The sequence below is a fragment of the Paenibacillus sp. FSL R5-0749 genome, from assembly GCF_038595085.1.
Classification (GTDB): Bacteria; Bacillota; Bacilli; order Paenibacillales; family Paenibacillaceae; genus Paenibacillus.
The window spans coordinates 1,345,875-1,365,679 of sequence record NZ_CP152005.1 but is presented as its reverse complement, the minus strand read 5'-3'; the positions used below and the strand labels follow the sequence as shown (position 1 = coordinate 1,365,679).

The following is a 19,805-nucleotide window of genomic DNA, read 5'->3' as shown; positions in this document are numbered from 1 at the left end:
TATTTGTCAAACAATCCTCACATTGACCGAAGTTACGAAATCAAAGAGGACATTTTACTTTCTTTTTGTTAAACTAGTTTGGGTTACATATCAGTTCAAACATAGAAAGGTGAAGATTATGCTTAAAAAATGGTTATGGGGTACAGCCCTGACCCTGATGCTTGCTGTCACAGGGGTCGTTGTATATTACGGATATTCGATTGTTCATTTTGCCAATAGCATCTCAACCACTTCTGGGACTTCATCCAACGCTTCCTCATCTGGCACAGACAGCGACTCAGATACCCCAACCACAACGATTCCCAGATGGGAGGGCCAGGAACGGGTGAACATTCTGCTGCTTGGCGGAGATTCAAGAGGTGACGATGCGGGACGCTCAGACTCGGTCATGGTCGCTTCTATTGATCCCGTCACGAAGAAAGCCCATCTATTCTCCGTACTGCGAGATACCTATGTCGCAATCCCCGGTCATGGAAAGAGCAGGCTCAATGCAGCCTTTTCCTACGGAGGTGCAGAGTTGACCAAACAAACCGTCAGTGATCTGCTCGGTATTCCCATTCAGCATTATGTGTACACGGACTTTACAGGCTTCATGGCACTCGTTGATGCGGTAGGTGGTATTGAGATTGATGTTGAGAAAGATATGTATTACACCAGCAAAGCGGATAAACATATGTATGACATCGATTTAAAAAAGGGATTGCAGCATATGGATGGCAAAACAGCCCTTCAATATGTTCGTTTCCGCCATGATGCTACCTCGGATTTCACCCGTACCGAACGGCAGCGAATCTTCATGACCGAACTGGCCAAAAAGATGCAGAGTACCACTTCGCTCTTCAAAATCCCGGATATCCTGGAAGCGATCGCACCTTACATAGAGACGGATCTTAGTCCGACCCAGATGTTGAAACTGGCGTCCCTTGGCTTCGATATCCATGCGAACGAAATAGACCAGCAGCAGATTCCACCGAACAAGCTGCTCACCAATGAACTGGTCGGCTCCGCTCAGGTGCTGGGTGTCGATGTAAGCAAACTCCAGTCCTATATTCAGAAACTATTTGAAGAAGATGCTGCTCCCTCGGAGTCTCCATCATCAGATGAACAGAACTGAGAATAACAGAGTTGAAAATGAAGCGATTATTAAACAACGTATATTTCAGTTTAATACCCACAAAAGAAGACGGCTTCGGCCGTCTTCTTTTGTACCTATTTTCCCCATTTAATGCAGCCTTAATGTTTAACAGGTACCCTTATATGATGAACTCCGGTTCCTGGAGGGAGGATTACATGTGAAAAAACCGCGAATAGCGGAATGGACCGAACTGCGTGGCATTGCCTTTCTGGCGATCGTCATGCAGCATAATATTGCCGAGTATATCTATCGCGCCGATATTGAACAACCCGATTCCATTATGCTGACTATGATTTATCATCTGACCCGTTTTGGTACGCCAACATTTGTATTTCTGTCGGGAGTCATGTTGTTTTACCATCACCATAACACCAAACCGGAATACCCTCGCTTCATTCGAAAGCGATTTGGCGATATCTATATACCGTTTGTGGTATGGACACTCATCTATTGGCTTGCTGTCCGAATTTTCACCCCTGCGTTCTGGGCCAGTGGCATACCGGATATGCGCAGTCTGGTTCGCGAACTGTTTCTACCACAGACCGGATATCATCTCTGGTTTGTCATTATGGTGTTTCAGTTCTATATTCTGTTCCCCCTGTTTTGGACAGGAGCAAAAGCCATTCAGAAGCGTATCCAAAACGTCATACGTTTCACGCCAATGCAAGTTATTGTGACATTAATTCTCTTTGCAGCTGCACTCTACGCTCTGCTTATGAAATGGTCCTACTACAATATGGGGGGCTGGACAGAATCCATGTCTGAGCCATGGTCAACGTTGCTGCAGTATCGCTCCTATTCATGGGTGATGTACTGGTTCTACTTTTTACTGGGTGCCGTATGCGCCTGGTCAGTCGATAGCTGGAGAAGTTGGACCACCAAGTTACTGCCATGGACCATCTGTCTGTTTATTGGGATGTATATATGGCTTGGTTACGATGTGCTCCGCGGGTCCGGGGATGTTGTTAATCTGAATATCTCCACCTATTTGAAACCAACCACATTTCTGATCATTATGGCCCAGATGCTTATGATGTATGGTTTCCTTGTACTGATGCGGAGCAAAGACACATGGTTTCAGCGCCTATTAGCCTGGATTGGCCGTTATTCGTTTGGTGGATATCTGGTTCATGCACTGGTGATCTACGCGATCGCTTACGTAACCAGACCGCTCCAACTCAGTGGATGGCATCTGCCTGTAACATTGCTATCGTTCCTTGTTACGGTTAGTATTGCTCTTGCAATCAGCTGGGCACTCTCCAAACTTCCTGGCTCACGTTTCACCGTAGGGTTAATGCGCAAACCACGTTCAACCCCGGATTCAGCTGGCGCTGTGGACAAAAGAAATTTACCTGAGCGAACCCCCTCACCCGGTGCAACTCGCAGTCCGGGAACAAGTGAGCCGTTTTAAAATAAAGAAGCGCGTCCCCTGATGGAGACACGCTTCTTTATTTTGCTTCGCTCGACGTTGATCGTCCCGGAACAGGTTCCTGGGGACCTGGGGCTGGATGCACGTTGCCCTTCTGATTCACAAATCTCTTCAGATCACCCGTTAACTGTTCCTTCAGCTTGTTAACCAGCTGTGTTTCGCTAATGCCTTTTGCCTGAGCAATCTCAGCCAAGGATTTCCCTCCCTGAAGCTGTTCATGAAGTTGAGCAGGGGTGACTCCAATAAACCGGGCAATTTCGCCTTTATCCACCATGGGACGTTTGCCATGGTGGGCAAATTCACGCCGCAAATCACGCAGCGGGGTATTGATGACCTTTTTTAACTTGGTATCCATGTCCGCCTTCGTGGCTGCAGCCTGATCCTTGGTGAGACACCCCTCTTCTACTGCTTGATCCAGACGCTGTGCAAGTGTAGGCTTCAACTTCTGCAATAACTGCTCCTCACTAAGTCCCTTACGCTCTTTCGCAATCTGGGACAACGTCTTGCCAAGTTCCATCTGTTCTTTCAGATCCCGAAGTCCAATGCCAAGCAAGTCTGCCGTTTCACCAATCATGAACAGACCGTGTCCTGCCTGCATGCATGGCTTCGCTGGTTTGCCGGAGGAAGAAGTTTTTGATGCACCACCATATTCCTCAGCCCGAGCCGTTGAATCAGCGAATGCTACATGTCCTGTTGCTGCTGTTATAACTACGGCTGCCAATCCGGCTGCCATCCATGTTTTCCATTTCAAATTCATTTTTCTGCCGCCTTTCCGATGTCGAAATCTCTGTACCTTCCTAGTTTGAGCCTAAAATCCACTTTTTTATGCCATAAAATACAAAAAGTCATCATTTTTCTCACAATTGATCACAAAAAATCCTATTTTTTTCATTTTATTTCAGCTATACTGAATGTAACTTCATGATTCAGTCGAACAGTCCTGGACCACCTTATCGCAGGAAGGACGAGACGTAACGATGCGGAAAGATTGGTTAGATCCGTTTAGCTCCGATCTGGAGGTCGTTTTTGCTTCAGCGGAACAACTCGTACGGGAATATCCAGAACCCTTGTCAGGGCATGCATTGGAGCAACTTCATTCGGTTAATCCCCTGTTACGAGATTCGGGGCACAGTTATATCGGGTATATCATCCCACTTTGGATGCAGTACTCGAATCAACTGCCTCAGGAGAAAGCACACCAATTAAGTACAGCCTGTCTGATTCACATGTTATATTTTCTGAATCAGGATGACGTGATGGATGAACAACCGGAGAATGCCGCTCTGAAGTTATCCCTGGGCAATTTATATTACATGGATGCACTTCAATCTTACTCGGCATTATTCGATCTTTCCTCCACGTTCTGGATCTATTTCAGACAATATGTAGTGGATTGGGCCGTGAGTGTTACGGGTGAGCATTTCATTGATTATTTTCAACAGAATCCCTTGTTGATTGCGCAAAAGGCTGCCCCTCTACTCATTGGAGCTACGGGTGCACTCCTTCTGTTGAATCAATCCGAGCGGATCATCCCAGTATGTTCTGCCATCAACATTACACTCATGACACTCCAGATGACCGATGACTTCACAGATACGCATCAAGATGCTGTGCATGGAAACTACAACAGCTACCTCTCCCACATATCCGCAGCACTGAATCACAACTATCCCGCTCATCCTCTTAGCGAACGTATACATGACAATGTATACAACACTCAACTCATGAACTCTTATGTAGACATTGCATTTCACTATAATCGTACATTAACATCGTCTAACTTAGGGATATCGCATCTCGAGGTGTTTGATTCTTATTTATGCAGCACTTTAGTACAAGCTGTTCAGGACATTACACAACGGAAGAAACGGCTCCTCCAAGGTGGGTTTCATCACTGGATCAGCGATCAACAGTTGGAATTATGAGCATAAGGACTAAGCTGATTCAGTTTAATTTCAAATATGAAGGGAATGTTGACGATGATGGTATCAGAGAAAACGTTGCATGAGGATATTATTGAAAAGGCTTGGACTGACGAGCATTTCAGACAACAATTGCACTCCAATCCGAAGCAAGCGCTTCGTGAAGCTTTCGGAATCATAATCCCGGAGCACATTCAGGTACGTACCGTTGAGGAGCAGCAGAATGATTATGTTCTTGTCATACCTCCCAATCCTTCCAAAGTAAATTATGATGTGAATTGCGGACCTTGGAGAAGTTAAATCGGGTGAGTTAAATTGGTAACGTAAGTGATTAGGGGTAGGGACAAAAAAAGCCGCTGTATCCTTCTGTGAGTTCGTCATTCGACGAACTCAGCAAAAGATACAACCGCTTCTGTTCCTACCCCTTTGGTACTTGTAAAGCTGATCTGTCCTTGCATCGCTTCAACAATTCGGAATGTCACCATCATGCCGAGACCAGTGCCTTTGATTTTATTGGAGAAATAAGGCTCGCCCAACCGGGAGAGTGCTTCCTCATCCATTCCCTCTCCATTATCCCTGACATGCACCTTAATAACCCCATCCTGCTTGTAAGCCCAGATATCAATCTGGCCTTGTCCCTGCAGAGCTTCAATACTGTTCTTGATAATGTTGATAAAAGCCTGCTTAAACTTCGAGGAATTGCCCCGAATATATAAATCTGGCGGAATGTCAGTGGTGATTTTGCCACCTTCCAGATTAGCCATCGGTACAAGGATACCTTCAATATGATTGAACTCATCCGAGATATTAAGCGAGATAATATGGTCGAATTCAGGTTTGGCAAAGGTAAGAAAGTCCGTGATAATGCCCGAAGCACGGTCAAGTTCCTCCAGTGCAATACGCACATATCCCTTATTTTTGTTGTCTTCCTGTTCTGTCATAAGTTGCAGGAACCCTCTTGTCACCTGAAGCGGATTACGTACTTCATGGGCAACGGAAGCTGCCAATTCGCTAATAATCTCCATCTTCTCGGATCGCTGCAACTCATTGTTGAATAACTCCAGTTCCTTGGAATACTCCAACACTTTGGTGTGTTTTTCGGCAAACCGACTTCCGAGAATGGCAATCAGCGAGATCACAAATGCAACCATGGACCATTTCCACCATAACAGATGATACGTCCCACTCCGCTGATAATACCACAACAGTTCAGCCACACTGATCAAGGCAAATGTACCGAATCCTGTCGCAAGCAGGATGGCTTCCCGATTTCGTTGCAGTGCTTTGGCGATGGTTCCAACCAACAGAATTGTCAGTAGGATGACCAGCACCATACCGACCACACGCTGTACGAGCAGATTGTAGAGAAACTCCCATTGCCCACCTGAAGTAACGTAGATAAATAGAGAGAACACAGCGATAACTGAATATATGAATGTTATTTTTCGCAGTTTGGTGAAGATACCATGCAGTCCCGGCCCGATAATCTGCTCAAAAAAATAACATAGCGCTGGCATTCCCAGCAGCATAGCCAGATCAAAGACTACCGAATACAGGTCACCATATACCTGATAGAATGTATACAAAAATTGCGAATACGTGATGATCATTGTGCCGATGGAACCCATCACCATGCATAGTGAGATCCACAATCCCTTATGGAATTTGCCAAGGAAGAACGTACAACTCAGCATCGTAATCGCTGTGAAAACAAAGGTCGCACCCAAAATGACATCAATAAGCCCGTTATGAATATATCTCTCCTGTAACGCAGCATAAGGTCCAACTTGAACAGTACCTTGTATGCCCAGACGACCTTTCTCATTTTGCGACCATACATAGAGCGTGTCACCCGAATTTTCGCTGGATAAGGGTAGTAACACCGCATTATTATCATAATTGTAATGGTAGTTCTCGTAGACCTTGCGGTCCTCCAGATAGATAACAATATGATTTCCTTTAATGTTCTCAAATCGAATGGCTGAGCTTTCTTCACTCAATTCAGGGATGGTCAGGCGAGTCCATAAGGAACTCGATCGATCCGTATTGCTATACTCTAACTTATCGATGCCCTGCTTTTCCCATATCTCATCTGTTCCCTTAACCTCACTTATGAACCCTTGATCGTCAACGTTCCCCCATTTTACTTCCCATCCTGTAATGGATGCAGGTTGCTGAATCGCTCCTGTAGTTGCAAAGACCATTCCATGTGGCATACCTAGAATAATCAATACACTCATCCATAAGATGACGATAGCTTTGGGCACATTTTTCATTCACAGCACCTCAAAGTTCCAATTTTCCCTATCTTAGATTCTCTCATTTATCATTCGCCACCATTTGTCACGTCACCTTCTTAGATAAAATGAATTTTCACATTTAAGTCGATTTATAGTTTTATTTCCATTTTATTGTTATGCATATATGATTAATCACGCAAGTCTTCGAACTGGTTCTCTATCATTTCCCGTTCTTTCTGTTCAACTTGACTACGGAATTCAAGCCACTGCTCTGTTTCCTCATCATCATAGATGGTCCATATATCGGAAAAAAGGAAATCCCGCAACTGTACAACTTGTCCGGACCATATTCCGCCTACCCAAAATAAACCGTCCGGACGACGGATGACGGTACGGGAGAAACCGGGTGTAGACGCCTTTTGCCCGATACGGATGCGTGTAATCATATTGCCCAGTGTGAACCAGTCCACTTGAGACCCCTCCCTTACATATTCAAGCTTAATCATAACATAGGCAAAACAGGAAAAGCTGTAAAAACGGTGACCGAGATTCAATCCTTTGCTTCAGGTGTAATGGTTTCTCAAAGCAAACAAACACGCTAAGGAGATGATTGCAATGAATGAGCCGCATCGTACAGTTGAGGTGGAACATAAGGATGTTCAGCATAAATCAGATTCAAGTATGGTCGCTTCCACATTTATTAAATATGCCGCTTATGTGATAATCTTTTTCGGATTCTTATACTTCCTGGTTAAATATGTATTCCCTAAATTCTAAGGCATTCATATCGTAGCAAACCCCGGGGATAATAAAATGTGCAAGATTACAACAATAGCGCTTTGGGTAACTACGGGGTAAGAAGCTTGGGCAACCAACAATGAAAGGAAGTGTTATTCATGTCTGACAAACCAATTAGTAACGAAGAGAGCGACCGCTATTATGACCGTTATCAGAGGTTCCGCGATATTCCGCCAGAGACGGAAGTCCCGGAAGGCGATATGGATACCTTTGATGAAGTTTCCGGCAGACGGATTGTAACGGAAGATGCGGATCTTGCACCCGTAGCCGCAACGGCTGTGGACGAGCCGGAATTGGATTCACGTTTGGCTGAGACACCTCTGGAATCTGTACCGGATGCAGACCTGCTGCAACCAAACAGTCCAGTTGATCCTGCTGCCCCCGATCCGGATGCACTCCATGGTACTGATCTGCTCAATGGTGCTGGTGCAGATGCCAAACCCGAGAACGATGTCCCACCACGACGTTAACGGCAGTTATGACATCCTGAATGAGGAGGTGCATACACGATGAAGGAAGATCGCGACAAACATACGCATGAACCGGATAATCTTGTGACCGAAAGGGATATTGACCCGGACTTCGGACTGTTCACTGAGGACTCCTTCCCCGAAGCACTTGAGGATGAGGATCAACGTGATGCGGTGGAGCATGCCATTCCTAAAGAGAAGGCTTCTCGCAAGCCCTCTTCGGATGGTCAATAAAGCCTTCCTATAAAAATTGAACTATAAAGTATTACACTTGCCACTCCGATGACAGAATAACCTTCTGATCGCTGTTATCCCCAGATTTTTTGATTCACTTTTCAAAGGTAATAATCCGGGGATAAAGGCGAGCACTCCGTTTCTTCAGATTATTTCTGCCCTCTACGTTCTCGTGTAAAAGATTAGTTCAACTTATATAGATCCGTAGTAGACTTAAAAAAGATGACGTCTGTAATTCCACAGCGTCATCTTTTTTCGTTTCGTTACCTGTAAGTTCAATTTCTCTTTGCAATTCAGTATCACCGCTTAGCGGAAATCTTGCCTGTTCCGGGCAGTTTGTGATCCAATCCCGACCACTTCGCTACAATCGCAGTGATGATCAGCGCAAGTCCATTAATGATAAATATCCAGCGTATTGGCAACCAGCCACCGAGAACGCCACCAATAATTGGTCCCGCCATCGTCCCGATCTGGGCAGCGGACTGGTTCAGACTAAAAGCCCTTCCCCTGAAACTTGATGCGGTAGCCTGCACAATCATGGCGTTAATGGCCGGAAATACAGCTGCAAAGAATAGACCATACACGAATCGCAAAATGCCAAATGCGATATAACCTGTTGTAAAGAACTGTAGAAGATTGCCTACAGCCCCGCCAACCAGTCCAATGATCAGCACTTTACCGTATCCGATCCTTGTACCAATCTTGCCCCAACGCGGTGCCATAATAACTGTCGCTACCCCCACCGCCGAGAAAATAATCCCTGAGCTGAGTGAGGCACGATCAGGCTGAACGCCCATTTCCATCACATAGACCGTCAAAAGTGGCTCCAGAATCATAACGGAGAATGTACATATGCCCATCATGCCAAGCACCGTCATAAACACACGATTCGCTCTCGCTTCACGAATGTCATCCATGACATGGGAACGAGCTTTATTTCGGTTGAAGTTCTCTTCTTTTACCCAAAAGGTTGCAATAATAGCTGATACCAATACAACAATTGCCGAAAACAAAAATGCATTCCGGTTGCCATAATAGTGACTCACCACGCCACCAATTAACGGTCCAATAATACCACCAGTGGCTCCAGCAGTAGACATAATACCCAGTGCATAACCGGTCTTCTCCTCAGGTGTATTTGTACCCACCAGGGCAATTGCTGCTGGAACAAACCCTGCAAGCAGACCCTGAAACAATCGAACAACAATTAGCGAATAGGGGTCCTGCACGAAATAATTGATAAGATACAAGACGGCAAGGCTGTATCCTGACCGGATGAGCATAGGTTTGCGCCCGTATTTATCAGCCAGCGAACCCCAGAATGGAGACACGAGCGCACTCGCGAGAAACGTAATGCCAAAGGCAAGTCCCGACCATAACTCCAGGTGATCACGAACCCCCAAGTCAGCACTTAGAAACAGGGGTAGAAATGGAATTGAGATCGAATACGCCGTGCTGCAAAAAAATACACCAATCCACAATATGATGAGATTTCGCTTCCACGAGAAGTTCATATACCCGCACGCCCTTTCCGTTACTGACGCCGGGACTGCCGTATATTGGAGCGGACGGAACAGACCCGTACGTCCCCGATGCGGAAGCATTTTCCTTATTTTACACCCAACATTCCATGAAGGCCATCCCTTGTTCACCACAACCACACGTATTACATTGCCATTCTGTCCACAAAAACGGTATGATAGTTGGGTAAATATCCAAATATGATTTGGAGTAAATATATCATGCAGAGATGCAAGGAGGAACGTTTTCATGTCTTTACGTTGGAAAAAAACAACCGCAGTATCGCTCGTTCTTGCGATGCTGCTTATCGTCATTAGTGGTTGCGGACGCCCTGCGTCCAGTGCCGAGCAAACGCCGGTGCCAGCCGCACCTGAAGGTCCAAACCCTGTGGCAACCATTGAGATGCAGGATGGTCAAAAGATCGTTATTGAGCTCTATCCGGAGATTGCGCCCAACACGGTGTATAACTTCATCTCCCTTGCGAATAAAGGGTTCTATGACGGCCTGATCTTTCACCGGGTCATTCCGGGCTTCATGATTCAGGGTGGAGATCCAGAGGGCAACGGTTCGGGCGGCCCAGGTTATACAATCAAAGGGGAATTCACTTCCAATGGTCACAAAAATCACCTGAATCATACTCGGGGAATCATTTCGATGGCACGTAAATCGGATAATCTGGATTCCGCAGGCTCCCAATTTTTCATCATGTTAGCGGATGCGGATTACCTGGATAATTCATATGCCACCTTTGGCAAGGTTACTGAAGGCATGGAAGTTGTTGATGGAATTGCAGCTCAGGAAATAGGTGAAGCTGACAAACCCGTTACGGATCAAGTCATGAAAAAGGTTACGGTGGACACCCACGGTCTGGAATATCCAGAACCGGTAAAAATGCCTTAATTAACATCCTTGCCAAACGGATGATAATCCATGGTTATGACTTGTTAATGAAGTCTGAACAAACAAAAGCTCTGTCCTGTGCGAATGTCACAAGGCAGAGCTTTATTTAATAATATTAATGATAGCGGTTACATATCTGACTTTATATAAAATGACCTCTTCCGGCATCATCCTCAATACATCCATCCCATCAAACGTAACCAGCCGATAATCGCAATCCATAACGGGCAGCTAAAGGCAACACCCCATGCAAGCCCTTTCAGTAAACCACGGTTTACTTCCACGAACAACGACTCCTTTCTCCAGGGAATAGTCGCAGTATCGGTAATAGTATATGATTTTATACCCGAATTCATTCGCCACGCAACCCTCATTTTCCTGCTTTTGTTCCGCAGATTCATGGAATGCTTTACGGGAACCTGATATACTATGACTACTGTACGATAAATGGAACCTGATTCATGTTTGGAAAGGAGATTTTCCTATGGCAAAATCCAAGAAACGCACTCCTGCTCCCAAAGCGGCAGTAGCACAGGATAAACCCACAACACTGAAAGATCTGCTTAGCAGTGATGTGCTGGAGAAGCTGAAAGCTCAGGCAGATGAGACGAAGGCTGCCCAGGCGGCACTTAAAGAGAAGGAACGCCAGCAAGCAGAAGAAGCTCGCCAAGCGGAACAGAAGCGCCGGGATAACGACTTCGAATATCTGCTGAATAACAGCGCGATGGACTGGAAGAAACATAAGTAAGCCAGGGCATGATCTGAGGGTGTCTACTACCTCCCACATGCCAAAATAATATTGCAAGCCGACAGATCATGAAGCCGATCTGCTCACAGGACAGGGCCGCCTTGCGGTCCTGTTTTTTTGATATGGACACATATTGATTCACCAGTCTTGAGCCGGGTATGTAGAAGTAGAAGGTACAACGATATTCTAACTCATGGAGGGATCAGAGATGACTGAACAACGTTTGGAAGGCAAAGTTGCAATAGTAACTGGAGGTGGGTCGGGTATTGGGCAAGCTACCGCCATTCGATTCGCCGAGCATGGAGCCAAAGTCTACATGCTGGATCGTACACCGGAAACTGCAGAGGAAACCAAACAGACGATTGAAAAGGCTGGCGGAGAAGCGTATGTGATCGAATGTGATATCTCCAAACCGGACCAAGTGCAGAAGGCGATCAATCAGGCTGCGGCTGAAGCGGGCAAGCTGGATATCATATTTGCGAATGCCGGCATCAACGGAACGATGGCTCCGATTGAAACGATGGAAATGGAGGACTGGGACCAGACGATGGAGATCAACATGCGCGGAACCTTCGCAACCGTCAAATATGCCATCCCTCATCTGAAAGAACATGGTGGCAGCATCATAATCACCAGTTCCATCAACGGTAACCGGGTTTTCTCAGGAATCGGATTCTCTGCATACGCTTCCAGCAAAGCAGGACAAACTGCATTTACGAAGATGGCTGCATTGGAGCTGGCTCGTTATAAAATCCGTGTAAACGCCGTCTGCCCGGGAGCCATCGATACCAACATTGATGATAACACCTACCCGTCGGATGATCTGAAAGAAGTACAGATTCCTGTTGAATTCCCTGAGGGTCATGAACATCCGCTCAAGGGCGAACCTGGAACGTCGAAGCAAGTCGCTAACCTCGTTCTGTTCCTTGCTTCTGATGAAGCCTCTCATGTTACAGGTACACGAATCTACGTGGATGGTGCGGAATCTCTGCTCCGTGGATAAACATATCCATATACGTTGGCCCAATACAGGGACAACGCCCAAATATCCCGCAAGCGATCTGATCCGGTCAGATTACTGCGGGATATTCCATTTATAGGAAGTTTATAATTCGGTGCAGATGCAACTACAAGGATTATCCCTATATCGCGGAGCTTTTATTCTTTTTCACACGATCCTTCATTCGGTCTGGAATGGCAAAGAACAAGACGTACATCAGCGAAAACAAGACTAGCGCAAGTATCTCTTCCCCAAGGATGTACATGGGATACGGACCTAACATATCAAGCACTGAGGGTGTACTCGGCTTGTATCTCAAAAACATGTAATTTGCGTCAAGCAAAACATCTACAACGTATACAATGAGTGCTGCCACATTCACAAATATCATGGAACCTGCTACAGATCTCCAGCTAGGTCGCAGCTGCTCCACCCAGGTCATGTATAGTAAAGCCAGAATGATACAGGCATGAGCGACGAAAAATTGAATGAATCGAAAATGCGCATAAGCATAACCCAGATTAGGAGTCAGGATCGCCATAAGGGCTCCAGCAATGCCTGCAAACAGCAGCGCAGAATGTAACAGTCGACTGCGTGTCAGTAGTAACAATGCCGATAATAGCAGAGACAGACTGCATAATTCGAGTGGCAGTGATGTCTGCAGGCTCCATACGTCGCCGTACACATACCAGATTTGCAGCACGATTTCACAGGTAAACATGATACAGGCCAGAACAATCCGCAGTTTGCGGCGGGCCCCTTCTGACCAAGATCGAAGACGGTGTCGAAGCAAAAACAATAGCATAATAATTAATGCAATTAAGCTAATGGTTACGATATGTGAAGTGGAGAACAGGATAAACGGCTCTGCATCATAAGGGTCCAGCCATGGTGGATACGCCATGCATCTCTTCTCTCCTTTGCGAACATCTTAGCTACATTATCTCTCTTTAATGTTAACTTTTTCATTTTGCCATTGAATGAAAGAGCTGTCCAGTTGGAATTCTAAATAAGCATTGTAATTTAAATATCTTTATGTTAAGATAAATCCAGAACCGAACCAAACGAAAAGTTAGTAACTTTCTTAAACGGAAATCATTTTAAATAAACTCAAAATTTGTTCAATTGAACTAGGAGGAATAATTATGCAAATCAAAGGACTTCACCACGTATCCGCGCTAACAGCACATGCCGATCAGAACTATCGTTTCTACACCAATGTCATGGGTCTGCGCCTGATCAAAAAAACAGTCAACCAGGATGACGTGTCCGTCTACCATCTCTTCTATGGCGATGAGAAAGGCAATCCAGGTACAGAACTTACCTTCTTCGAGATTCCGATGGCTGGACAGACTCGTGAAGGTGTGAACAGCATCTCGGCAACATCACTGCGCGTTCCAAATGATGCGGCACTTACGTACTGGCAGCAACGTTTTGACGAATTCGAAGTCCCGCATGGAGAGATTGTTGAACGCGGTGGTCGTGCCACGCTCTCGTTCACAGACTTTGAAGGACAACGTCTGATTCTGGTCTCGGATGAAAACAATGCAGGTGTTGCTGGGGGTAAACCATGGGATCAGAGTCCTGTGCCTGCTGAATATGGCATTGTAGGTCTTGGTCCCATCCATCTTACGGTAAAAGATGCTTCCCTTACCGCTCCGGTTCTGACCGAACTGCTTGGTTTCAGAGCGAAAGGAAGTTATCCTGCCTTCACTCCTGGTCAGCCTGATGTACTCGTTTTTGAATCCGGTGAGGGTGGTAGCGGCTCCGAGGTGCATGTGGAAGAACGAAATGACCTTGCCCAAGAACGTCCAGGACGTGGCAGCGTACACCATGTTGCATTCCGCGTGGACAATGAAGAAGAACTGAAACAATGGGTGGAACGGGTTCATAACTTCCAATTCCCTAACTCCGGTTTTGTAGATCGTTTCTACTTCCGCTCCCTGTATTTCCGTGAAGCAAACGGGATTCTGTTCGAGCTTGCAACCGATGGTCCGGGATTTGATACAGACGAAGAAATGGAGCATCTGGGAGAATCATTGGCGCTGCCTCCATTCCTCGAAGGACGCCGCGCTGAGATTGAAGCGAATCTGAAACCACTGGATACCGTCATTCGTTAATCGCGCTTAAGCTGTACAATCCGGCATGAATCGAAAATAAAAACGATGTTCACCAGGCAACTCTGAATACCGGATACGGTTCAGGGATTGGCTAGTGAATCATCGTTTTTTTATGTGTATGCTTGCCTTGCCCCTTCTGTAAGGTGGCAAACTTGCAGATTGTGTTTTACTTCGTCAGATACGATGTTGTGAGCGGTACAAACAGAGCCGAACCCGGATCTTCAGATACAATCTCTACATAGACAGCGTCTGTACCTTTAACATCCACATCCAGACTCATCATACCGCTTTCTGGAGTGATATTGAACTTTTTGAGTGTCGCGAGATCCTGATCATAGATATGAATCTCCTGATTTCCTGTTAGCGCGGCAAGTTCCAAGTGTAGAGAAGAATACTTTTTATCCGTATTAATCTGGATATCATCCCCCTGTTTCTTAGGATCATTATGCAGATAAACATCCTTGTAATCCTTGCCTTTATATGTGGTATCCTTAGGATCTTTGGTGTGCCAAGCGGTAGATCCCAGTACGGATGTTCCAAGTGCACTCAGCGTTACTTTTCCGCTCGTTACGGGCGCAGATCCATTTGTTCCGCCAATCAGGACGGATGAAGTTGCACTGTCATACGTGATCTCTGTCCCAAGCAATGATCCCACAGCACGCACAGGCAAATAAGTTGTTCCGTTGTAAGTGATAGGCAACACCGTTTTACCATTGGCATCTTTGGCTTTCACCGTGGCACCATCCATTTTTAGCGTAATCTTGCTGTTTAGATAGGCTTTAATCTGCTCCAACCCTGTTGCTGCGAGCGCACCCGTCCCGATCCCAAGCGTTAATGTGCCTACCATCAAACCTAGTACAACCTTCTTCTTCATCAAAATCCCTCCTGAACGTTAAAATGATTTGTCCTTTATACATTTAAACCACTAAAGTGATAATGTCAATTGTTTACTGCATTTTTAGTACAAAGTTCCTATCTGTAGGCAGCACAAAAACGAGGCAGTATGTCCCAATTTTTTTCAGCCTCGCCCTGTTTCCCACTGTCTGCAAACGCAGATAAGGGATATTCTGTTCAGACGCTCACTACATTTCACATTCGAGAACTTCCAAATTCCCGCTGCACTACGTTATCAACACGATGTTATCAATCAAAGGATTCATAATATTCTTCTTCATATACTTCCATGCTGTATTTCAAATCTACCGCCTTCCACTCACCATCTTGATAGGCGTAAGCGAATGTCAGATCACCCGCATATAAAGCCGCACCATAAGATCCTGCTGCGGATACGACAAGTCGGCCATCCTCCACACTGTAATAGGTTACTCCACCGAATCCCAACTCTTTGTTATAAACGCCGCCACTCGTATCTTCCTCGATCCGTAAAGGTTCTGCTTGAACGCCATCAACGGCGACATCCACATCCACACGGTCTGATCTAACCGTAACTTTTGACTTCACATGCTGTTTCGCAATCTCATCCAGAGATTGCATCTTCATCTCTTCTAGCGTTACCGAATTAATGATACGTGCTTGTCCCAAATAAATACCTGTTCCATGCCCTTCCGTGTACAGAACAACGATCTCATTCTGTCCGTCTCCATTCAGATCCAGCTCGTGCACTTCGGGTTTGTAAGACCCGCCTTCTCCTTGCCAATCACTAAATTCTCTTGTCTTGCCGTCCACTTCCAGAATCATTCCGTTATATATATATCCCGAACCCTCAACTTTCATAGGGTATAATCTGACATTCTCATTCTCTGGAGCTACCGAAACGTATTCCTCTTTCACCGGGGTTGATTCCTGTGTTGTCTTCGCTGTGTCATGCAATTTATCTATATTGGAAGCCTCGACCGCTGCGGTCTGGCTGGATTGATCATCTATATTAAGCTGTTTTTGCGATTCATTCATGGTTCTGGCAGCCGAAGTTGTACTAATCGTAGCTACCGCCAAAATAATCATCAGCAGGATACCTGTCCAAGTTTTCAATATACTGGGCTCCTTTATCTGTTGTGATAATCCTATTATATCTTCATTTATCGCCCGCAAGTTGCGAATTTGTTAATCTTTCATAAAATAATCTTTACAAATTTCTGTTTTCACGAAAGAACGTTCGGCTTTAACCAGAATAAGCAAATTATTATGCCAAAACTGTTCTCAAAAAGCAAAAAAAATCCCGAACACAGCTTAAGGCTGCATCCGGAATGCTTTGGTTTTGTCCAATAACCGATCGGTTAATTGTCTCAGTTCTTCAGCCGAGGAAGAAATCTCCTCCATGATGGCTGTCTCTTCGTGTGCGGCATCCATGATTCGTCTCGCCTCATCCGAGAACGATCCGGCTTTCCCCTGGATCTTCTTCACATGACCATGCGTTTGCTCCACGCGGCCAGTCTGTTCTGCGATCTTGGAACCGATATCATGCGCGCCCTTCATAAATACTTCCACCGTGCCTGTCAGTTCATGCAACGTCTGATCCACAGAGATGGTCCGCTCCGATTCATTAACCACAAGACCATGCTGCTCATGAGACAGTTGTGCTGTCTCCCTGATTCGCTGCTGCACACGACTAATTAGCTCATTAATCCGATGGACCGATTCCTTACTCTCGTCTGCCAGCTTACGAATCTGCTGCGCCACGACTGCAAAACCAGATCCTTCTTCGCCAGCTCGTGCAGCCTCAATGGAAGCATTCAAGGCAAGTAATCCTGTTTCCTCAGCAATATTTTTGACAGACTGGGTAATTACCTCGATATCAGAGGCTTCCTTCTCCAATAGTAGCATTATGTCGCGGGAACGATTGTGCGACTCGGCCAGCTCGTCCATGCCTTTCATCAGCGATGAGAATGTCTGTTTCGTATGATCCACCGATCGTTCCATCTGACCGGACATCTCTGTCATGTCCATGGACTGGCTATGCATACGCTGGAAATCGTTCAGCATCTCATCCGCCGTGATCAGGGATTGATGGGAAGTAACCTTCTGCTCTTCTACACCTACCGCAATATGATCCACCGCTTCTGACATCATCTCGATCTGCTCCGCAGCTTGGGTAATCGCTTCACTAAGCGACTGCGCATTCTGTGATGTAGTTCGTGTACTGTCCGAAATATCGTTCACAATACTTCTGAGATTAGAGACCATTACACGAAAAGCATCATATAATACAGTAAGTTCATCCTGTGTACGCCGCTGCGGAATCTCCGTTGTCAGGTCACCAGATGAGACCTGTTGCGCCGCACGAGACAGATGAACAATCGGACGAGTCAGCCAGCGAGAGGCAAACCACCCGAGAATTCCGTTCCAACATACCCCCATGATCAGGATAATCGATATGTATACCCAATTCGGAATATCTAACGTAACCCAGTCTTTGACAAAAAATATAAAAAAGCCGCTAGTTCCGTACGTAATAATTGAGATTAGTACCAAACCTGCGACTGTCTTTGCGCCTAAAGTCCATTTCATGTTTACACCCCGTAGTCCTTTTTTCCTATTTTACCAATCATGTACCAAATTTCATGTGATATACATCACTGAAAACGTTCTATCCGCCCCATATTTACCGTTCATGCATGACTTCTCTATCATGAAGCGCATAATATATAAGACAAGCTTAGCCACCCCTCCTTTTCTCATAAAATTGAATAATATTCCATTTAATATCCTTAATTTTATTTATTATCGGCACAAGAGGCTAAATGATTTAGATTGGCATCCATTTTGCTTAAATGATATACTGAGTGCGCTTCGGCATTGCCGGAGCTGACCTATTTATTGGATGCCACTGGAGGCGAACGAAATGTCTACTATGTCCACAAGGACGGAGAAAGATTTTATCGGTGAAAAAGAAATTCCGGCTTATGCCTATTACGGCATTCAGACGGTGCGGGCCGTGGAGAACTTCCCGATTACCGGCGTTCCGGTACACCGGGAGCTGATCACAGCTCTGGCTGCGGTGAAAAAAGCAGCGGCAATTACGAATATGGAACTGAAAATGCTCCCAAGCAAAATCGGCGAAGTGATTGTCATGGCAGCTGAAGAAATGATGAAAGGCCATCATCTGGATCATTTTATTGTAGACTCCATTCAGGGCGGTGCAGGCACCTCCATGAATATGAATATGAACGAAATTTTGGCCAACCGCGGACTGGAACTGTTAACCAAAAGCAAGGGAGACTACTTCCACTGCAATCCGAACAACCATGTTAACATGTCCCAATCCACCAATGACGTGGTACCTACAGCACTGCGTATTGCGGCATATCAACTGTCCGAGACGTTACTCGCTACCATGAAGAGACTGCAGGAAGCATTCCATAAAAAAGAAGAAGAGTTCAACGATGTGGTCAAAGTAGGCCGTACCCATCTTCAGGATGCCGTGCCTATTCGCCTTGGACAAGAATTCGGAGCTTATGCCCGTGTCATCGGCAGGGATATCGAGCGTCTGGAATTCGCCAATCGCCGATTGCTTACGATTAACATGGGTGCAACTGCCGTAGGTACAGGGCTTAATGCGAAACCTGAATACATCGTTAAGGTTACGGAACACCTATCTGATGTTACCGGACTACCACTACAAACAGCTGAGGATCTCGTGGATGCGACACAGAACACGGATGCCTATCTGGAACTTTCGGCGGCACTGAAGGTATGTGCAGTCAGTCTGTCCAAGATCTGTAACGACATTCGCATGATGGCCTCAGGTCCGCGTGCAGGATTCAATGAACTACTCCTGCCACCGCGTCAGCCAGGGTCGTCCATTATGCCGGGCAAAGTCAATCCGGTAATGGCAGAAGTGATTAACCAGGTATCCTTCCAGGTGATGGGGAATGACCATACCATCTGCATGGCGTGTGAAGCTGGTCAATTCGAGCTGAATGTCATGGGCCCGGTCATTGCGTTTAACTTGCTGCAATCACTGAAAATCATGAATAACGGGATTGATGTGTTCACACGTTATGCGGTTGAAGAGATGGATGCTAACCGTGAGCGCTGCGAATTAATCATGAAACAAAGTTTCAGTGTGGTTACGGCGCTGAACCCACACTTAGGTTATAATGTGGCGGCTTCCATTGTGAAGGAAGCGCTCAAAACTGGACTTACCTTGCAAGAGATCATTCTGGAACGCGGACTGCTGACTCCGGAAGAACTGGAAGAGATTCTTCATCCGGAGCAGATGACCACGCCAGGAATTGCCGGGGAACATTTCCTGCGCAATATGGAACGCTTGTAGGAACTCTGGAAATCTAACGCAGGAACCGATACACCAATCATGCAACAATAACCCC

General features: G+C 45.9%; 19 protein-coding genes. 11 read left to right on the top strand and 8 right to left on the bottom strand.

From position 1 onward, the window contains the following. Window positions 1-118 precede the first annotated feature (118 nt). Both MKY85_RS05940 and MKY85_RS05935 read left to right on the top strand, forming a co-directional pair. A complete protein-coding gene (locus MKY85_RS05940; RefSeq protein WP_342572087.1) occupies window positions 119-1,114 on the top strand; it encodes an LCP family protein in 996 nt (331 codons plus the stop codon). A gap of 178 nt (window positions 1,115-1,292) precedes the next feature. Continuing rightward, complete coding sequence (locus tag MKY85_RS05935; RefSeq protein ID WP_342572086.1) at window positions 1,293-2,546, top strand: acyltransferase; 1,254 nt, start codon at window positions 1,293-1,295, stop codon at window positions 2,544-2,546. Between the two features lie 37 nt (window positions 2,547-2,583). Here the strand turns inward: MKY85_RS05935 and MKY85_RS05930 are convergent, their stop codons facing one another. Continuing rightward, window positions 2,584-3,321: a hypothetical protein gene (locus MKY85_RS05930; protein WP_342572085.1), complete on the bottom strand. Its 738-nt coding sequence runs from the start codon at window positions 3,319-3,321 to the stop codon at window positions 2,584-2,586. A 220-nt stretch (window positions 3,322-3,541) separates the two neighbouring features. On the opposite strand from MKY85_RS05930, the gene MKY85_RS05925 reads away from it, so the two are divergent. Both MKY85_RS05925 and MKY85_RS05920 read left to right on the top strand, forming a co-directional pair. Beyond that, the gene (locus MKY85_RS05925; protein WP_342572084.1) at window positions 3,542-4,489 is read left to right on the top strand and encodes a hypothetical protein; all 948 of its coding nucleotides are present in this window, start codon (window positions 3,542-3,544) and stop codon (window positions 4,487-4,489) included. A 54-nt stretch (window positions 4,490-4,543) separates the two neighbouring features. Then, window positions 4,544-4,786 carry an NHLP leader peptide family RiPP precursor gene (locus tag MKY85_RS05920; RefSeq protein ID WP_017690236.1) on the top strand — a complete coding sequence of 81 codons (243 nt, stop codon included), beginning with the start codon at window positions 4,544-4,546 and terminating at the stop codon, window positions 4,784-4,786. Window positions 4,787-4,863: 77 nt separating this feature from the next. Here the strand turns inward: MKY85_RS05920 and MKY85_RS05915 are convergent, their stop codons facing one another. Both MKY85_RS05915 and MKY85_RS05910 read right to left on the bottom strand, forming a co-directional pair. Further along, window positions 4,864-6,762: a HAMP domain-containing sensor histidine kinase gene (locus MKY85_RS05915; protein WP_339240139.1), complete on the bottom strand. Its 1,899-nt coding sequence runs from the start codon at window positions 6,760-6,762 to the stop codon at window positions 4,864-4,866. 152 nt (window positions 6,763-6,914) lie between these two features. Beyond that, window positions 6,915-7,196 carry a hypothetical protein gene (locus MKY85_RS05910; protein ID WP_062832955.1) on the bottom strand — a complete coding sequence of 94 codons (282 nt, stop codon included), beginning with the start codon at window positions 7,194-7,196 and terminating at the stop codon, window positions 6,915-6,917. Window positions 7,197-7,622: 426 nt separating this feature from the next. Here MKY85_RS05910 and MKY85_RS05905 point away from each other — a divergent pair, with 426 nt between their 5' ends. Next, window positions 7,623-7,994 (top strand): hypothetical protein, encoded by a 372-nt coding sequence (locus tag MKY85_RS05905; RefSeq protein ID WP_339240138.1) that lies wholly within the window; start codon window positions 7,623-7,625, stop codon window positions 7,992-7,994. Between the two features lie 39 nt (window positions 7,995-8,033). Continuing rightward, on the top strand, window positions 8,034-8,228 hold the full coding sequence (locus MKY85_RS05900) for a hypothetical protein (RefSeq protein ID WP_339240136.1): 195 nt from the start codon (window positions 8,034-8,036) through the stop codon (window positions 8,226-8,228). Between the two features lie 299 nt (window positions 8,229-8,527). On the opposite strand, the gene MKY85_RS05895 is transcribed toward MKY85_RS05900, so the two are convergent. After that, window positions 8,528-9,742: an MFS transporter gene (locus MKY85_RS05895; RefSeq protein WP_339240133.1), complete on the bottom strand. Its 1,215-nt coding sequence runs from the start codon at window positions 9,740-9,742 to the stop codon at window positions 8,528-8,530. Between the two features lie 256 nt (window positions 9,743-9,998). On the opposite strand from MKY85_RS05895, the gene MKY85_RS05890 reads away from it, so the two are divergent. The 3 genes from MKY85_RS05890 (at window position 9,999) to MKY85_RS05880 (ending at window position 12,400) form a co-directional block, all read left to right on the top strand. Then, window positions 9,999-10,649 (top strand): peptidylprolyl isomerase, encoded by a 651-nt coding sequence (locus MKY85_RS05890; RefSeq protein WP_339259280.1) that lies wholly within the window; start codon window positions 9,999-10,001, stop codon window positions 10,647-10,649. Window positions 10,650-11,133: 484 nt separating this feature from the next. Then, the gene (locus MKY85_RS05885; RefSeq protein ID WP_342572083.1) at window positions 11,134-11,397 is read left to right on the top strand and encodes a YqkE family protein; all 264 of its coding nucleotides are present in this window, start codon (window positions 11,134-11,136) and stop codon (window positions 11,395-11,397) included. A 208-nt stretch (window positions 11,398-11,605) separates the two neighbouring features. Continuing rightward, complete coding sequence (locus tag MKY85_RS05880) at window positions 11,606-12,400, top strand: SDR family NAD(P)-dependent oxidoreductase (RefSeq protein ID WP_339240128.1); 795 nt, start codon at window positions 11,606-11,608, stop codon at window positions 12,398-12,400. Window positions 12,401-12,539: 139 nt separating this feature from the next. Here the strand turns inward: MKY85_RS05880 and MKY85_RS05875 are convergent, their stop codons facing one another. Beyond that, window positions 12,540-13,301: a TIGR02206 family membrane protein gene (locus MKY85_RS05875; RefSeq protein ID WP_342572082.1), complete on the bottom strand. Its 762-nt coding sequence runs from the start codon at window positions 13,299-13,301 to the stop codon at window positions 12,540-12,542. Window positions 13,302-13,542: 241 nt separating this feature from the next. Here MKY85_RS05875 and MKY85_RS05870 point away from each other — a divergent pair, with 241 nt between their 5' ends. Continuing rightward, entirely contained in the window at window positions 13,543-14,517 is a 975-nt protein-coding gene (locus MKY85_RS05870; protein WP_339240125.1) for a ring-cleaving dioxygenase, read from the top strand. A 166-nt stretch (window positions 14,518-14,683) separates the two neighbouring features. Here MKY85_RS05870 and MKY85_RS05865 read toward each other — a convergent pair whose 3' ends face one another. From MKY85_RS05865 to MKY85_RS05855, 3 genes are all read right to left on the bottom strand, one after another. Then, on the bottom strand, window positions 14,684-15,391 hold the full coding sequence (locus tag MKY85_RS05865) for a hypothetical protein (RefSeq protein ID WP_342572081.1): 708 nt from the start codon (window positions 15,389-15,391) through the stop codon (window positions 14,684-14,686). Between the two features lie 269 nt (window positions 15,392-15,660). Next, window positions 15,661-16,506: a hypothetical protein gene (locus tag MKY85_RS05860; protein ID WP_342572080.1), complete on the bottom strand. Its 846-nt coding sequence runs from the start codon at window positions 16,504-16,506 to the stop codon at window positions 15,661-15,663. A gap of 198 nt (window positions 16,507-16,704) precedes the next feature. Beyond that, a complete protein-coding gene (locus tag MKY85_RS05855; RefSeq protein ID WP_339240122.1) occupies window positions 16,705-17,982 on the bottom strand; it encodes a methyl-accepting chemotaxis protein in 1,278 nt (425 codons plus the stop codon). Window positions 17,983-18,316: 334 nt separating this feature from the next. Here MKY85_RS05855 and MKY85_RS05850 point away from each other — a divergent pair, with 334 nt between their 5' ends. Beyond that, window positions 18,317-19,750: an aspartate ammonia-lyase gene (locus MKY85_RS05850; protein ID WP_339240121.1), complete on the top strand. Its 1,434-nt coding sequence runs from the start codon at window positions 18,317-18,319 to the stop codon at window positions 19,748-19,750. Window positions 19,751-19,805 lie beyond the last annotated feature (55 nt).

Excerpts from the sequence above, each read along its gene's own strand:
- MKY85_RS05930 (WP_342572085.1), bottom strand. The coding sequence starts at position 3,321 with ATGAATTTGAAATGGAAAACATGGATGGCAGCCGGATTGGCAGCCGTA.
- MKY85_RS05920 (WP_017690236.1), top strand. The coding sequence starts at position 4,544 with ATGATGGTATCAGAGAAAACGTTGCATGAGGATATTATTGAAAAGGCT.
- MKY85_RS05925 (WP_342572084.1), top strand. The coding sequence starts at position 3,542 with ATGCGGAAAGATTGGTTAGATCCGTTTAGCTCCGATCTGGAGGTCGTT.
- MKY85_RS05855 (WP_339240122.1), bottom strand. The coding sequence starts at position 17,982 with ATGAAATGGACTTTAGGCGCAAAGACAGTCGCAGGTTTGGTACTAATC.
- MKY85_RS05895 (WP_339240133.1), bottom strand. The coding sequence starts at position 9,742 with ATGAACTTCTCGTGGAAGCGAAATCTCATCATATTGTGGATTGGTGTA.
- MKY85_RS05850 (WP_339240121.1), top strand. The coding sequence starts at position 18,317 with ATGTCTACTATGTCCACAAGGACGGAGAAAGATTTTATCGGTGAAAAA.
- MKY85_RS05885 (WP_342572083.1), top strand. The coding sequence starts at position 11,134 with ATGGCAAAATCCAAGAAACGCACTCCTGCTCCCAAAGCGGCAGTAGCA.
- MKY85_RS05915 (WP_339240139.1), bottom strand. The coding sequence starts at position 6,762 with ATGAAAAATGTGCCCAAAGCTATCGTCATCTTATGGATGAGTGTATTG.
- MKY85_RS05880 (WP_339240128.1), top strand. The coding sequence starts at position 11,606 with ATGACTGAACAACGTTTGGAAGGCAAAGTTGCAATAGTAACTGGAGGT.
- MKY85_RS05900 (WP_339240136.1), top strand. The coding sequence starts at position 8,034 with ATGAAGGAAGATCGCGACAAACATACGCATGAACCGGATAATCTTGTG.
- MKY85_RS05870 (WP_339240125.1), top strand. The coding sequence starts at position 13,543 with ATGCAAATCAAAGGACTTCACCACGTATCCGCGCTAACAGCACATGCC.
- MKY85_RS05865 (WP_342572081.1), bottom strand. The coding sequence starts at position 15,391 with ATGAAGAAGAAGGTTGTACTAGGTTTGATGGTAGGCACATTAACGCTT.
- MKY85_RS05890 (WP_339259280.1), top strand. The coding sequence starts at position 9,999 with ATGTCTTTACGTTGGAAAAAAACAACCGCAGTATCGCTCGTTCTTGCG.
- MKY85_RS05905 (WP_339240138.1), top strand. The coding sequence starts at position 7,623 with ATGTCTGACAAACCAATTAGTAACGAAGAGAGCGACCGCTATTATGAC.
- MKY85_RS05875 (WP_342572082.1), bottom strand. The coding sequence starts at position 13,301 with ATGGCGTATCCACCATGGCTGGACCCTTATGATGCAGAGCCGTTTATC.
- MKY85_RS05940 (WP_342572087.1), top strand. The coding sequence starts at position 119 with ATGCTTAAAAAATGGTTATGGGGTACAGCCCTGACCCTGATGCTTGCT.